This is a genomic window from Sphingopyxis sp. Soil_C_28, from assembly GCF_057657055.1.
On sequence record NZ_JBDGJE010000003.1, the window covers coordinates 537,039 to 549,746 of the forward strand.

General features: G+C 62.8%; 12 protein-coding genes. 7 read left to right on the plus strand and 5 right to left on the minus strand.

Annotated elements, in window-relative coordinates:
- Nucleotides 1–46 precede the first annotated feature (46 nt).
- Nucleotides 47–1,450, minus strand: coding sequence for a leucyl aminopeptidase family protein (locus AC3A43_RS16075; protein WP_487793553.1), 1,404 nt, complete (start codon nt 1,448–1,450; stop codon nt 47–49).
- Nucleotides 1,451–1,505: 55 nt separating this feature from the next.
- On the opposite strand from AC3A43_RS16075, the gene AC3A43_RS16080 reads away from it, so the two are divergent.
- The 4 genes from AC3A43_RS16080 to AC3A43_RS16095 all read left to right on the plus strand — a co-directional run bounded on the left by AC3A43_RS16080 (nt 1,506) and on the right by AC3A43_RS16095 (nt 4,137).
- A complete protein-coding gene (locus tag AC3A43_RS16080) occupies nt 1,506–2,339 on the plus strand; it encodes a DUF3298/DUF4163 domain-containing protein (RefSeq protein WP_487793554.1) in 834 nt (277 codons plus the stop codon).
- Between the two features lie 17 nt (nt 2,340–2,356).
- Entirely contained in the window at nt 2,357–3,292 is a 936-nt protein-coding gene (locus tag AC3A43_RS16085) for an SDR family oxidoreductase (RefSeq protein ID WP_487793555.1), read from the plus strand.
- Nucleotides 3,293–3,315: 23 nt separating this feature from the next.
- Entirely contained in the window at nt 3,316–3,498 is a 183-nt protein-coding gene (locus tag AC3A43_RS16090; protein WP_487793556.1) for a DUF3008 family protein, read from the plus strand.
- A gap of 75 nt (nt 3,499–3,573) precedes the next feature.
- Nucleotides 3,574–4,137: a hypothetical protein gene (locus tag AC3A43_RS16095; RefSeq protein WP_487793557.1), complete on the plus strand. Its 564-nt coding sequence runs from the start codon at nt 3,574–3,576 to the stop codon at nt 4,135–4,137.
- A gap of 3 nt (nt 4,138–4,140) precedes the next feature.
- Here the strand turns inward: AC3A43_RS16095 and AC3A43_RS16100 are convergent, their stop codons facing one another.
- A complete protein-coding gene (locus tag AC3A43_RS16100; protein WP_487793785.1) occupies nt 4,141–5,682 on the minus strand; it encodes a flavin-containing monooxygenase in 1,542 nt (513 codons plus the stop codon).
- A 190-nt stretch (nt 5,683–5,872) separates the two neighbouring features.
- Here AC3A43_RS16100 and AC3A43_RS16105 point away from each other — a divergent pair, with 190 nt between their 5' ends.
- The 3 genes from AC3A43_RS16105 (at nt 5,873) to AC3A43_RS16115 (ending at nt 8,557) form a co-directional block, all read left to right on the plus strand.
- Nucleotides 5,873–6,997, plus strand: a complete 1,125-nt coding sequence (locus tag AC3A43_RS16105) for a DUF47 family protein (protein ID WP_487793558.1) — start codon at nt 5,873–5,875, stop codon at nt 6,995–6,997.
- 15 nt (nt 6,998–7,012) lie between these two features.
- A complete protein-coding gene (locus tag AC3A43_RS16110) occupies nt 7,013–8,026 on the plus strand; it encodes an anion permease (RefSeq protein ID WP_487793559.1) in 1,014 nt (337 codons plus the stop codon).
- A gap of 69 nt (nt 8,027–8,095) precedes the next feature.
- A complete protein-coding gene (locus tag AC3A43_RS16115; protein WP_487793560.1) occupies nt 8,096–8,557 on the plus strand; it encodes a DUF1579 domain-containing protein in 462 nt (153 codons plus the stop codon).
- 2 nt (nt 8,558–8,559) lie between these two features.
- On the opposite strand, the gene AC3A43_RS16120 is transcribed toward AC3A43_RS16115, so the two are convergent.
- The 3 genes from AC3A43_RS16120 to AC3A43_RS16130 form a co-directional block, all read right to left on the minus strand.
- On the minus strand, nt 8,560–10,038 hold the full coding sequence (locus AC3A43_RS16120) for a DUF4403 family protein (protein WP_487793561.1): 1,479 nt from the start codon (nt 10,036–10,038) through the stop codon (nt 8,560–8,562).
- Nucleotides 10,039–10,402: 364 nt separating this feature from the next.
- Nucleotides 10,403–11,770, minus strand: a complete 1,368-nt coding sequence (rimO, locus tag AC3A43_RS16125) for a 30S ribosomal protein S12 methylthiotransferase RimO (protein ID WP_487793562.1) — start codon at nt 11,768–11,770, stop codon at nt 10,403–10,405.
- A gap of 166 nt (nt 11,771–11,936) precedes the next feature.
- Complete coding sequence (locus AC3A43_RS16130) at nt 11,937–12,644, minus strand: esterase/lipase family protein (RefSeq protein ID WP_487793563.1); 708 nt, start codon at nt 12,642–12,644, stop codon at nt 11,937–11,939.
- Nucleotides 12,645–12,708 lie beyond the last annotated feature (64 nt).

Sequence of the window (12,708 nt, forward strand, 5' to 3'; positions counted from 1 at the left end):
CAATCGCGCGCCATTAGACCAGCAGACCCCTCTTTATCAAGAATGTTCAAGCTTTCCCGCGCCGGTCGTATCGTGCCTGCAGCATCGCCCAGGCGGCGCGTAGCCCCAGCGCCGCGCCACCTTTGGGACGTCCAGGTTTCGCCGTGGGGCGCCAGGCAAAGGTATCAAGATGCGCCCACGCAACCCCGTCGGGCACAAAGCGCTTCAGGAACAGCGCGGCGGTAATCGTGCCGGCGAACGGCGAACTGCCAGCATTTCCAAGGTCCGCAATGTCGGTTTCGAGCAGGTCGGCATAACCGTCCCACAGCGGCATTCGCCACAACGGATCGTCGCGATCGATCCCGCCCTGCAGCATCGCCTCGGCCAGCGCATCGTCGTTGGCGAAGAGCGGCGGCAGGTCGGGCCCGAGCGCGACGCGCGCGGCGCCGGTCAAGGTCGCGAAATCGAGGATGAGTTCGGGCTTGGCCTCGCCAGCTCTGGTCAGCGCATCGCCCAGAACCAGACGGCCTTCGGCATCGGTGTTTCCGATCTCAACCGTCAGGCCGAGCCGGCTTTTCAGCACATCGCCGGGACGGAAGGCGTCCGCCGAAATCGCGTTTTCGGCCGCGGCGACGAGGCAGTGCAACCGCACCGGCAGTCCGCTGGCCATCACCAGTTCGGCAAGCGCAAGCACATGTGCGGCGCCCCCCATATCCTTCTTCATCAACCGCATGCCCGCCGCAGGCTTGATGTCGAGCCCGCCACTGTCGAAGCTGATCCCCTTGCCGACCAACGCGACGCGTGGATGATCTTCCTTGCCCCATTCGATCTCGATCAGGCGCGGCGCGTGATGCTTTGCCGCTGCGCGTCCGACCGCATGGATCATCGGATAGCCCTGTTCAAGCGCCTCACCCTTGGTGACCGTCAGCTTTCCGCCATGCGCCTTGGCGATGCGTTCGGCCGCTTTCTCGATCGCGGCGGGCCCCATGTCGGCGGCGGGGGTGTTGACGAGGTCGCGAACGAGCGCGGTGGCGCGCATTTCGGCGACCATCGGCGCGATTGCGCCGACCTCGGTCGTCAACAGGACGCGCGGGCCTTTGGTCGGCGGGTTCGATTTATAGGTGTCGAAGCGATATTGCGCGCTCATCCAGCCGAACAATGCCTTGCCCGGCTGCTGGCCCTCAAGACGATAGCGGCCTTCGGGAAGGATTTGTCCCAGCTTGCCGAGGCACCATGCGGACAGGCCGTCGACCTTGCCAACGGTGGTGACGACCGCCCATTTTTCAGGATCGTCGCCCGGCAGGATTGCGTGGACGAAGGCATCGGGTTTGAAACCGACTGCTGCGAGGTGCGCGCGTTCGCGCGCGCTGCGGCCCTTCAGCCATTCGTCGTAGCTCTTCTTGTCGACGAGATGAATTGAGCGGGCGTCCTGCCCTTTGTCGGGTTGGATCAGGTCGGAATAATCAGTCATGCCGCCGGTGCTAGGCCGCCCGGGATATTTTGTCGATTCCCGGCGTTATGTCTGCATGACGCTTACAAAGCCTTGGCGAAACGCCATTCCCATTCTCGCCGGCACCCTATTGCTCGCGGGCTGTTCCGAAGAAAAGCCGACGTCGGCGGAAAAGGTGGCCGCGGCGACGGTGCCCGGCGCGCCTCCGGGCGGAGCCGCCGACGTTGTTGCGAAAAATGCCCCTGCGTCCACCGTCAAGGAAAGCAATGATCTGATCGAGTTCGCCTATTCCTATCCGAAAGAGGCGGCGGCGATCCCCGAACTCGCAGGCGCGCTCGATAGCGATCGGTTGGCTAAGCGCGAGGCGCTGGTCGCGGCGGCGCAGCGCGACAAGGCGGCGGCAGAAAAGGGTGATTTCCCATATCGTCCGCACAGCCATCTGCAGGCATGGCAGCGGGTTACCAGCACGCCGCGTTTCCTGAGCCTCTCGGCCGCGACCGACAGCTATGCTGGCGGCGCACACGGCATGGAAAGCTTCGACACGCTGATCTGGGACCGCAACCGGCGCAAGCAACTGAAACCGCTCGACCTGTTCGAGAGCGGCGAGGCGTTCGATGCCGCGATCCGCGATCCGTTCTGCGCCGGGATCCAGCGCGCAAAGGCTGCGAAAGGGATCATGGCCGACCAGACTCCCGATGGGCCTTTCTCCAAATGCCCGCCGGCGTCGGCTCAGACTGTTTGGCTCGGCTCGTCCGACGGGCGCTTTCTCGATCGCATGACGATCGCGATCGGCCCCTATGAAATCGGTCCCTATGCCGAGGGATCGTACAGGATCAACGTGCCGGTGACCGGGGCGCTCGTCAAAGCCGTGAAAGACGAATTCGCCCGCGACTTCCTCCCCATCAACTGAACAACAAGGACAAGGTCATGGCGAAGCAGCCCAAAGCCGGCAAGGTCGGCGAAAGTGCGCAGGACAAGAAGGGAAAGCGAACCGCGGCGGCGAAGCTGCGCCGCGATGTGGGGGGCGCCAAGACGATCGCCAAGCCGCCGTCCGACCGCGAAGCCGACCTTGATCGCGCACCGAAATGGCAGCCGCGCTATCCGGGTTCGGGGCGTCTTGAAGGAAAGGTCGCGATCGTGACCGGCGGCGACAGCGGCATCGGCCGTGCGGTGTGCGCCCTGTTTGCGCGTGAGGGGGCCGACGTGGCGATCGTCTATCTCGACAACAGGGCTGACGCCGCCGACACCGTCGCGATCGTCGAAGGCGAGGGGCGACGCGGGATCATGATCAAGGCCGATGTCGGCAAGGCCAAGGCGAGCGAAAAGATCGTCGCCGAGACCATCGACAAGCTCGGCCGCCTCGACGTCCTCGTCAACAACGCCGGCGAACAGCATCCGGCCGAAGATATCCGCGACATCAGCGAGGATCAGCTGCAACGCACCTTTGCGACCAATATCTTCGGCATGTTCTTTCTGGTCCAAGCTGCGCTGCCGCATCTCAAAAAGGGCGCCGCGATCGTCAATTGCACCAGCATCACCATGTATCAGGGATCGAAAGGCTTGCTGGACTACAGCGCGACCAAGGGCGCGATCACGGCCTTCACCCGGTCGCTTAGCGAAAATCTGGTCGAAAAGGGCATCCGCGTGAACGGTGTTGCTCCCGGACCGATATGGACGCCGCTCAACCCGCGCGGCGGGGCCCCGGCCGACAAGGTCGATAGCTTCGGCGAAGACACGCCGATGAAGCGTCCGGGCGAACCCAACGAGGTGGCGCCCGCCTTCCTGTTCCTCGCTTGCGACGACAGCAGCTATATGTCGGGCCAAGTGTTGCATCCCAACGGCGGGACCGTCGTTAATGGATAGCGGGAGCAGACAGGAGACCTAGCATGCCTGCCAAATCCAAGGCGCAACAGAAAGCCGCTGGCGCCGCCCTCAGCTCCAAACGCGGCGATACACCAAAATCGAAGCTTAAAGGCGCTTCGAGACAGATGGCCGACAGCATGAGCGAGCGGCAGCTTGAGAATTTCGCCAAGGGCTCGATCAAGGGTAAGCCCGAACATGCCAATTAGCTGTCGTTCATAAGACTGGATTGTCGCAATCGAATCCGTCATCCTTCGCGCGAGATCATCGACGGGGGGTAGGTGATGCGACGCTTTTATATCTCTGCTTGCGCGGCGACGATACTCGCTATGCTTGGCGGATGCAGCTTTCAGACGGCGCTCGACAAGATGGTGTCGCCCGAACGGCAAAAGGAGCTGGTCGCGATCGGCGAGCGTTTCTGCACCGATCCGGCGAGTATGACGAGCCAGTTGCATCCCGAAATTTCCGGATCTGCCAAGGCGGCGGCGCAGGCATTGCCGCGCGAATGCCCCGACGGGAAGGCGACGTGGCAGCTCGCGTCCTATAATTGGAAGACCAATCTCACGCCCGGCCTGAAGCAGCGCCAGGAAGAAGTCGTCGTTGTTGCGACCGGGAAGGGCAAATGGACGACGGTCTCGCTGCGCTTTTATGCCGAGAATGAGGCGCCGTTGCAGATCACCGAATGGAATGTGCTCGGCAGCGCGACCAAGCCGCCCGCGCTCGAATTTATCGAGCAATATGAGGCTGGTGCAAAGGCTATACGGATCGCGGGTCCGATCGTGCTGATCGTTATCGGCGCGCTGATCTTCTGGTTGGTGCGGCGGCGGCGCGCCAAACGCGCCGCCTGATCGTCACTCGGCTGCTTCGAGTTCAGCTGGCGCCGCCGACACCGCCGCGCGCGCGTTGCCAAACGCCAGCACGCCATCCTCGATCGCCCCCGTTTTCATGTCGATGCGGTCCTGAATATAATTCTGGTTGAGCCGCCACGGCAGCTTGTCGGCATTTTTGGGCATGATGTGCAGCGCGCGCTGGATATAACCCGACGAGAAGTCGAAGATATTCTCTTCGGTCAGCGTCGCCGGGTCGGCGAGCGCGGGGATCGCGACATTTGTGTCGGTCGATTTCATATGGTTCAGGACGCGGCAGACATATTCGGCGACGATATCGGCGCGGAGCGTCCAGCTGGCGTTGAGATAGCCGAACACCGCCGAAAAGTTCGGCACGTTCGAGAACATGCACGCCTTGTAATAAAAATGTTCGCTCCAGTCGACGAGATCGCCATCAACACGCACCGGAATCTTGCCCGCGACCGCGAGGTTCAGACCGGTGGCCGTAACGATGATATCGGCGTCCAGATGCTTGCCCGACTTGAGCTGAATACCGTTGGCGTCAAATCGCTCGATATGGTCGGTGACCACCGACGCCTTGTCGGCTTTGATCGCTTCAAAGAAATCGGCGTCGGGGACGAGGCAGAGCCGCTGTTCCCAAGGGTTGTAAGGCGGGGTGAAGGCTTCGGCATCATAGCGGTCGCCAAGGTTCTTCTTGATCTGCTTGGTCAGGAACTCGCGCACCTTTTCAGGTTTCTCGCGCGCTTTGCGAAAGACGATGTCCTGCATCTTCACATTTTTGAAGCGCGTGATTTTATACGCCAGTTTCTCGGGCAGGATCTTGCGCAGGAAATTGGCCAGGCCGTCCTTGGCCGGACGGATCGCAAACCAGGTCGGGGTGCGTTGCAGCATCGTCACATGCGCCGCCTTATCCGACATGGCGGGAACGATCGTTACCGCTGTCGCGCCCGACCCGACGACGACGATCTTTTTGCCTGTATAGTCGAGATCCTTCGGCCAGAATTGCGGATGAAGAATCTGACCTTTGAAATCGTCGCGGCCGGTAAAATTGGCGTCGAAGGCCTCGTCATAGTCGTAATAGCCGGCACCGAGGTAGAGCCAGCGCGCGGTGGTCGTCGAGATGCCGCCCTTTTCATCTTCCAGCGTCACCGTCCAGCGCGCGGTCTCGCTGTCCCAATCGGCGCCGACGACCTTGCGGTCGAAACGGATGCGCTCGCGAATGTGGCGTTCGTCGACGATGCGGTTCAGATAATCCAGGATCGCGGGGCCGTCGGCGATTGTCTTTTCATGCTTCCACGGTTCGAAGACAAACCCCAGTGTGTGCATGTCGCTGTCCGAACGGATGCCGGGATAACGGAACAGGTCCCAGGTCCCGCCTAGGTTGGCCCGGCGTTCGACAAGGGTAAAGCTGCGGTCGGAGCTGTACTGCTGCAAATGCACCGCCATGCCGATGCCCGAAATTCCGGCACCGACGATCAGTACATCCTGATCTACCGGAGCCGCTTTCGCGTCCGCTGGGCGTTCCATCGTCGCCGTGCCTGCCATCATCCTGTCTCCCGACTATGTTTGGATATAGCTTACGCACCGCGTTTCATTTTGCAATCGAATTGACGTTTACGGAAAGCGCGGCGGCGATGAAGTGTCCTTGTCGCTGTCACATTATTGTCATAGGGGCGTAACCTCTTTGTCACCCGGTTGCCGCGCGCCCGAAATCATAGGAACGGATGAAAACCCGATGCGTCAGATCGCTGTCCTTCCCTATCGATTCGGGGGTCCTGCGCAGGACGGGCCGACCGAAATCCTGCTGATCACGTCGCGCGAAACGAAGCGCTGGGTTGTGCCCAAGGGTAATCCGCTGACGGGCATCACGCGTCATGCCGCCGCCGCGATCGAAGCGGAAGAAGAGGCGGGAGTGATCGGCGCGGTCTGCCCGACCCCGATCGGCAGCTATGAGTATCGCAAGCGCCGGGCGAATGGCGCGTCGATCATGTACAATGTCGAAGTCTTCCCGCTCGCCGTGACGAACGAGCTCGACGACTGGAAGGAAATGGACGAACGCGACCGCAAATGGTTCTCGTTCCGCGAAGCCGCGTCGGCGGTCGAGGAACCGGATTTGCAGGCGCTGATCCGCTCGTTCGGCGATGGCGGTTTTCGCGCCGTCGCCCAGCCGCGCGGGGTCGTCGAAAATGTAGCAGACAAGACAGGGGTTAGCTGGATGTTCGCATGGTTTCAGCGTTTGCTGCCGCGACAGGGAAATTTCTTTGAATTGTTCGAAAGCCATGCTGCGACGCTCGTCGCCGGGGCCAACGCCTTGTCGCGCATGCTTCAGGGCGGCGAGGGCATGGCCGACCATGTCCAGGAAATCATCGAGCGCGAGCATGACGCCGACGCGATCACCCGCGAAGTGCTGCAGACCGTTCGCCGCACCTTTCTGACGCCGTTCGACCGCAGCGCGATCACCGATCTGATCGCCTCGATGGACGACGCCATCGACGAGATGCAGAAAACCGCAGGCGCGGTTGACCTGTACGACGTCACCGAGTTCGAACCCGAGATGCGCGACATCGGCGGCATCATCGTCGATGCCGCGCGGCTGACCGCCGAGGCGCTGCCGTTGCTCCGCAACATCGGCGCCAACGGTCCGCGGCTTCACGAACTGACCGAACGGCTGGTGCGGATGGAAGGCCATGCCGACGAAATCCACGCCGCCGGGCTCAAGCGTTTGTTCCGCGAACATGGCGAAGCGAATCCCACGCAATTCCTGATCGCACGCGAACTTTTCCGCCATCTCGAGCGCGTCACCGACAGTTTCGAGGACGTCGCCAACGAGATCGACGGTCTGGTCATCGACCACGCATAAGCGGGGGCGCGAACCATGCACGAACTCGCTTTTCCGCTCCTCGTCGGCCTCGTTCTCCTCGCGCTGGCGTTCGACTTTCTGAACGGCCTGCACGATGCCGCGAACAGCATCGCCACCGTCGTCGCGACGCGGTTGCTGCGACCGGTTCAGGCCGTGCTGTTCGCCGCCTTCTTCAACTTCGCCGCCTATTTCCTGTCGGTCATCTTTCCCGAACTGCACAAGGTTGCCGAAACGATCGGCAAGGGGATCATCGACAAGGACCTCGTGACTCCCGCGGTCGTGTTCGGTGCGCTTGTCGGCGCGATGTTCTGGAATGTCGTCACCTGGCTGAAGGGCATTCCCTCGTCGTCGAGCCACGCGCTCGTCGGCGGGATCGTCGGGGCGGGCGTTGCGCATGCGGGGTTTGAGGGGATCGAGTGGACCGGGCTCAACAAGACCGTGATCGCGATCTTCCTGTCGCCGCTGCTCGGGATGATGCTCGCGATGCTGGTGATGCTGCTCAGCAGCTGGGCGCTGCGCCGTGCGACCGCCAGTTTTGCAGAAAAGACCTTCCGCCGTCTCCACCTTCTGTCCTCCGCGGCTTATTCGATCAGCCACGGGCTGAACGATGCGCAAAAGACGATGGGGATCATCACGGTGCTCCTCTATTCGACCGGCTATCTGGGGGGCGAATTCCACATCCCGCACTGGGTCGCGTTCAGCTGTTATGTCGCGATTGCGCTTGGCACGCTGTCGGGCGGGTGGAAGATCATCGAGACGATGGGCGGCCGCATCACCAAGCTGTCGCATCATCAGGGTTTTGCTGCATCGACCGGCGGGTCGATCATGGTGTTCACTGCCAGCCTGCTTGGTATTCCAGTGTCGACGACGCACACGATCACCGGCAGCATCATCGGCGCCGGCGTCGCGCGCCGGGCGAGCGCGGTGCGCTGGGGCGTTGCGGGCAATGTGGTCGCGGCGTGGTTCATCACCATCCCGGCGAGCGCGATCGTCGCGGCAGCTTTCTATGGGATTACCCGCCTGTTCTGATCTGGACCGGGTTGCGTTCGGGTGGGAACGTAATAAGAACATTCCCATTGATAATTGGGAGCGTTCGTCATGGCCGGTGATTTCGATTTTCAGATTGGCAGCTGGCAGGTGCGACATCGCCGCCTCAAAGAGCGGCTTGCAGGCTCTGATGCGTGGGAGGAATTCGACGGAACCTCCGACATGCGACCGATCCTTGGCGGCGACGGTAATGTCGAGGACAATGTCCTGCATATTCCGGGCGGAACCTATCGGGCGATTGCCTTGCGGTCCTTTGATCCCGCCGCGAACAGCTGGGCGATCTGGTGGCTCGATGCGCGCAGCCCGCATGCGCTCGACGTCCCGGTTATTGGTCGGTTCGAGGATGGCGTGGGCCAATTCTATGCCGATGACACCCTCGACGCCCGGCCGATCCGCCTCCGCTTCATCTGGAGCCGCACTGACACCCAATCGCCGCGCTGGGAGCAGGCGATGTCGGCCGATGGCGGGCAGACATGGGAAGTGAACTGGACGATGGACTTCACCCGCGCCTGACGTCACCGCGCCGGGCGGTAATCGACGCTCGCCCCGCCGACCATTCGCACGGGCAGATACAGACCATTGCCATAGGCCTTGATCTCGCCGATTTCGAAACCCTCGACGCGCGTGCGGATCACGAAGGCGCCTTCGCGCCGTTGATCGACCGCGCGCTTGATCTTGCCCTGCAGCCTGCCGAGGTCGTTCGCGAAATTCTGCGTCAGCGCGTCGGCAATCAGCGGGGCGAAACCCGCGCTTTGCCCAAGGACGATGAGCAAATCTCCCCCAACGCCATCGGTGTCGCCGTTGATAACCAGGTCGGTGAAATGCACCTCGGCCGATCCCGGTTTGTTGACCGGGATCGCGGTCATCCAGATACGCCCGCGTGTCGGATCGCCGGTACGGGCGGCCAGCCGCATATCGACGTCGACCCCCAACGCAATGCGACCGCCCGGCGAACCATAGATGGTTGATTTACCGAACTTCACCGTCATCGCGCCAACCTTTGGCAGCACGAACGGCCGCGCCGACCGTTTCGCCAGCGCGCGATCGACGACGGGCTGGAGCACCGCATAATCGGCGATCACCGGCACGCGCACATCGAGATGCGGCTTGGGTATTTCACGCACGAGACGTGGCAACGGGGTGGGGTTCGGATCGGCAGGGCGGCCCGACACGAAGGTTTCTGTGATCGCCTCCAGTCCGAGATTGAGGTTCATCCGATCACCCTCGATCCGGTAGCCGCCGTACAGGATGCGCTGCGGCGTGACGCGCATCCACACCGGCGGGTTCTCGCGGTTGAGTTCGAGCGCGGTGAAGCTCTGGCGCCAGACCTCGGCGGCTTGTTTGCGGATGTCGATCTTCGCGATCTCGCGGTTCACCTCGCGCTCGACGTCGCGAACGACGGGGGCCAGCTTGGCATCGGCCTCGTCGGTGAAGGTGATGCGTTTGCCGAGGAAGTCGATCCCCGGCGCCTTGGTCCAGCCATAGCTGATGCGTGCCTTGCCTTGCGTGCGCCAATCGGGGGTGAGTTCGATCTTGATCCGCGCATGCGCCATGGCGGTGCCGGTTGCCGTCTCGCCCTTCAACACCCCGCCGACGTCGCGCGCGCTGATGTTGGCGTGGATCGGGACGTCAACGACGATCTCGTCGCCTTCGCCGCGCAGCCGCAGCGGGCCGCGCGTCACCTGTCCGACGATCGTGCAGGCGATCGGCGGGGTCACCTTGACCTTCTTGCCGAAGACCTTGACCTGCTGCGGCTGGACACAGCGCGGCTCGCGCCGGTTGATCGTCCACAGCGTCTTCGGCACCGCGCGTTCGAGCGCCACTTTGAGCGAGGCGGTGCTGGCGTTTATCGGCACCGCGATCAACGATGTCTGTGTCGGCGAGGGCGCCTTGTCGGTCGCGCGCGGCGGGGCCTCGACGTCGGTCTTGCGGTCGCAGGCGGTGAGGGTGGCGCTCAACAGAAGGGTGGCGGCCGCCAGTTGGATTATGCGCATGTGGTGCCCCTGATGCGATCTTTGCCTTTTATAACATCGGAGGGATGAAGGCGTTCCTTACGCGGAAAATCGGCGCGATAATGAACGGAAATCTGCGCAACTTCACTCTGAAACGGCATTTCGTACGCAAGATACGGACTATCGTCGTCGCCCCGAACTTGATCCGGGGGCCAAGAGCCAGTGGCGGCAAAAATGGATCCCGGATCGAGCCAGGGATGACGAAAGGTCGGAGTGGAGCCCGTTTCCGAAACGGCAGAAAACTCGGCAACTTCACTCTGAATTCGCTGTTGCAGGCGCATGCAGAAGTCATCCCGCAAGGCTATGCGGCCCGCGCAATGTAGGACAGCGGTTTTTCGGGCTGGCGCTAGGCCACGACCCCGAACAGGTCATGCTCGTCGGCATCCTCGATCGCGACGTCGACGATATCGCCCGCCTTCAGCGTCGCCGCGACGTCGCGCAGATAGACATGCCCGTCGATCTCGGGCGCATCGGCCTGTGACCGCCCGGTCGCACCGATGCTGCCGTCTTCGTCGGCTTCCCCGACTTCGTCGATGATCACCGGCATGGTACGGCCGATCTTGGCTTCGAGCTTCGCGGCGCTGATCGCGGCGGTCTTGTCCATGATGCGCTGGTAGCGCTCTTCCTTGAGCTCTTCGGGGACCTGATCGTCTAGCGCGTTGGCTTGGGCACCCGCGACGGGTTCGAAGCGGAAGGCGCCGACGCGGTCGAGCTGGGCTTCGTCGAGCCAGTCGAGGAGGTACTGGAAATCGGCCTCGGTCTCGCCGGGAAAGCCGACGACGAAGCTGGATCGGATCGCGATGTCGGGGGCGATCGCGCGCCAGTTCTTGAGGCGTTCGAGCACTTTCGCTTCGTTCGCGGGGCGCTTCATGCGCTTGAGCACGCTCGGGCTCGCGTGCTGGAAGGGGATGTCGAGATAGGGGGTCAGCAGCCCCTCGGCCATCAGCGGGATCACCGCATCGACATGCGGGTAGGGATAGACATAGTGGAGGCGCACCCACGGGGCGTGGCCTTCGCTGGTCTGGAGCTGGCCAAGTTCGCGCGCGAGGTCGGTCATGTGGGCGCGGACTTCGCGGCCCTTCCACTGGCGCGGGTCGTGGCGGGTGTCGACGCCGTAAGCCGAAGTGTCCTGGCTGATCACCAGCAGTTCCTTCGTCCCCGCAGCGACGAGCTTTTCGGCCTCGCGCAGCACCGCGTCGATACGGCGGCTGACAAGTTTACCGCGCAGATCGGGGATGATGCAGAAGGAACAGCTATGGTTGCAGCCTTCGCTGATCTTCAGATAGCTGTAGTGGCGCGGCGTCAGCTTGAGTCCGCCCTCGGGCACGAGATCGACGAACGGGCCCTGCGTCGGCGGCGCGGCTTCGTGGACCGCATCGACGACCTGCTCATATTGATGTGCGCCGGTGACCGCGAGGACGTTGGGGAAGCGCGCGCGGATGACGTCGGCTTCATTGCCCATGCAGCCGGTAACGATGACGCGGCCATTCTCGGCCATCGCTTCGCCGATCGCCTCGAGGCTTTCTTCTTTCGCCGAGTCGAGGAAGCCGCAGGTGTTGACGAGCACGACGTCGGCGCCCGCATAATCGGGCGACAGGCCATAGCCGTCGGCGCGCAGCTTGGTCAGAATCCGTTCGCTATCAACGAGTGCCTTGGGGCAGCCGAGCGAAACCATGCCGACCTTCGGCTGGGAGGGGAGGGTTTTGACTGTCATGATTGGCGCGGCGCATAGGCGATTTTTTGCGGTTTGTCACGGGGGCTGTGCTTAGGGTGGTCCATGCTTCTCTTCGTCATCCCGGGCTTGATCCGGGATCCATCGCGGCGCCGACGTCATGGACCCTGGATCAAGTCCGGGATGACGATAGGAAGAATGGCACCGGTTAGGACTTCCCCGCCAGCGTATCCGCCACGATCCGCCATACTTTAGGATTGATCCCAAGACCCAGATGCGTGCTGTCGATTTTGATATTCCGCGCCTGCGGATTGTAAATGTCGACCGCAATATCCGGCCCGACGATGCCATCGCGGTCCGAGTAGATCACGGTCAGCGGCTGGGTCAGCCCTTTCAGGTTGCGCGTGTGGATGTCGCGCTCGATCGCGTCGAAATCACGCCCCGCAAAACGCTGGGCGAGCGCGGTATATTTGGGGCCGCCGATGATGGGCGTGCCCATGGTGATGATTTCGCGGACGAGGTGAGGGTAAGCGCGCGCGGTTTCGCGGGCGATGACGCCGCCGAGGCTCCAGCCGATGAGGGTGAGCGGGGCGCCGTCGGCCTTCGCCCATTCGGCCGCCTGCGCGGCAAAGCGGTCCACATCGGCGGCAACGCGGCCCTGGTTGCGGCCCATGCCCCAGTCGCGGACATGATAGCCGAGGTGGCGGAGATAGGCCTCGAGCGGGCGCATCGAGAGTTCGGAGGCGCCATAGCCGGGGAGGAGGACGACCGGCCGTCCGTCTCCGCGCGGGGCGCCGAGCAGGTTATAGCCCGACAGGCCATAGCGCAGCATGTCGAGCGGCAGTATGAGCTCGCCGAGCTGCGCAAGCCGGCTGGGCGGTTTCAGATTCCCCGGAAGCGGTATGTCATGCGCCATCGCCTTCTCCCTCTCAGCGGCTTATAGCTCGCCGCATTGGCGCGGCATTGCAAGGGTGGTGAAG

What these genes read in the sequence shown, in the direction of transcription:
- AC3A43_RS16075 (WP_487793553.1), bottom strand. Translation starts at nt 1,450, where the DNA reads ATGACTGATTATTCCGACCTGATCCAACCCGACAAAGGGCAGGACGCC.
- AC3A43_RS16080 (WP_487793554.1), top strand. Translation starts at nt 1,506, where the DNA reads ATGACGCTTACAAAGCCTTGGCGAAACGCCATTCCCATTCTCGCCGGC.
- AC3A43_RS16085 (WP_487793555.1), top strand. Translation starts at nt 2,357, where the DNA reads ATGGCGAAGCAGCCCAAAGCCGGCAAGGTCGGCGAAAGTGCGCAGGAC.
- AC3A43_RS16090 (WP_487793556.1), top strand. Translation starts at nt 3,316, where the DNA reads ATGCCTGCCAAATCCAAGGCGCAACAGAAAGCCGCTGGCGCCGCCCTC.
- AC3A43_RS16095 (WP_487793557.1), top strand. Translation starts at nt 3,574, where the DNA reads ATGCGACGCTTTTATATCTCTGCTTGCGCGGCGACGATACTCGCTATG.
- AC3A43_RS16100 (WP_487793785.1), bottom strand. Translation starts at nt 5,682, where the DNA reads ATGGCAGGCACGGCGACGATGGAACGCCCAGCGGACGCGAAAGCGGCT.
- AC3A43_RS16105 (WP_487793558.1), top strand. Translation starts at nt 5,873, where the DNA reads ATGCGTCAGATCGCTGTCCTTCCCTATCGATTCGGGGGTCCTGCGCAG.
- AC3A43_RS16110 (WP_487793559.1), top strand. Translation starts at nt 7,013, where the DNA reads ATGCACGAACTCGCTTTTCCGCTCCTCGTCGGCCTCGTTCTCCTCGCG.
- AC3A43_RS16115 (WP_487793560.1), top strand. Translation starts at nt 8,096, where the DNA reads ATGGCCGGTGATTTCGATTTTCAGATTGGCAGCTGGCAGGTGCGACAT.
- AC3A43_RS16120 (WP_487793561.1), bottom strand. Translation starts at nt 10,038, where the DNA reads ATGCGCATAATCCAACTGGCGGCCGCCACCCTTCTGTTGAGCGCCACC.
- rimO (WP_487793562.1), bottom strand. Translation starts at nt 11,770, where the DNA reads ATGACAGTCAAAACCCTCCCCTCCCAGCCGAAGGTCGGCATGGTTTCG.
- AC3A43_RS16130 (WP_487793563.1), bottom strand. Translation starts at nt 12,644, where the DNA reads ATGGCGCATGACATACCGCTTCCGGGGAATCTGAAACCGCCCAGCCGG.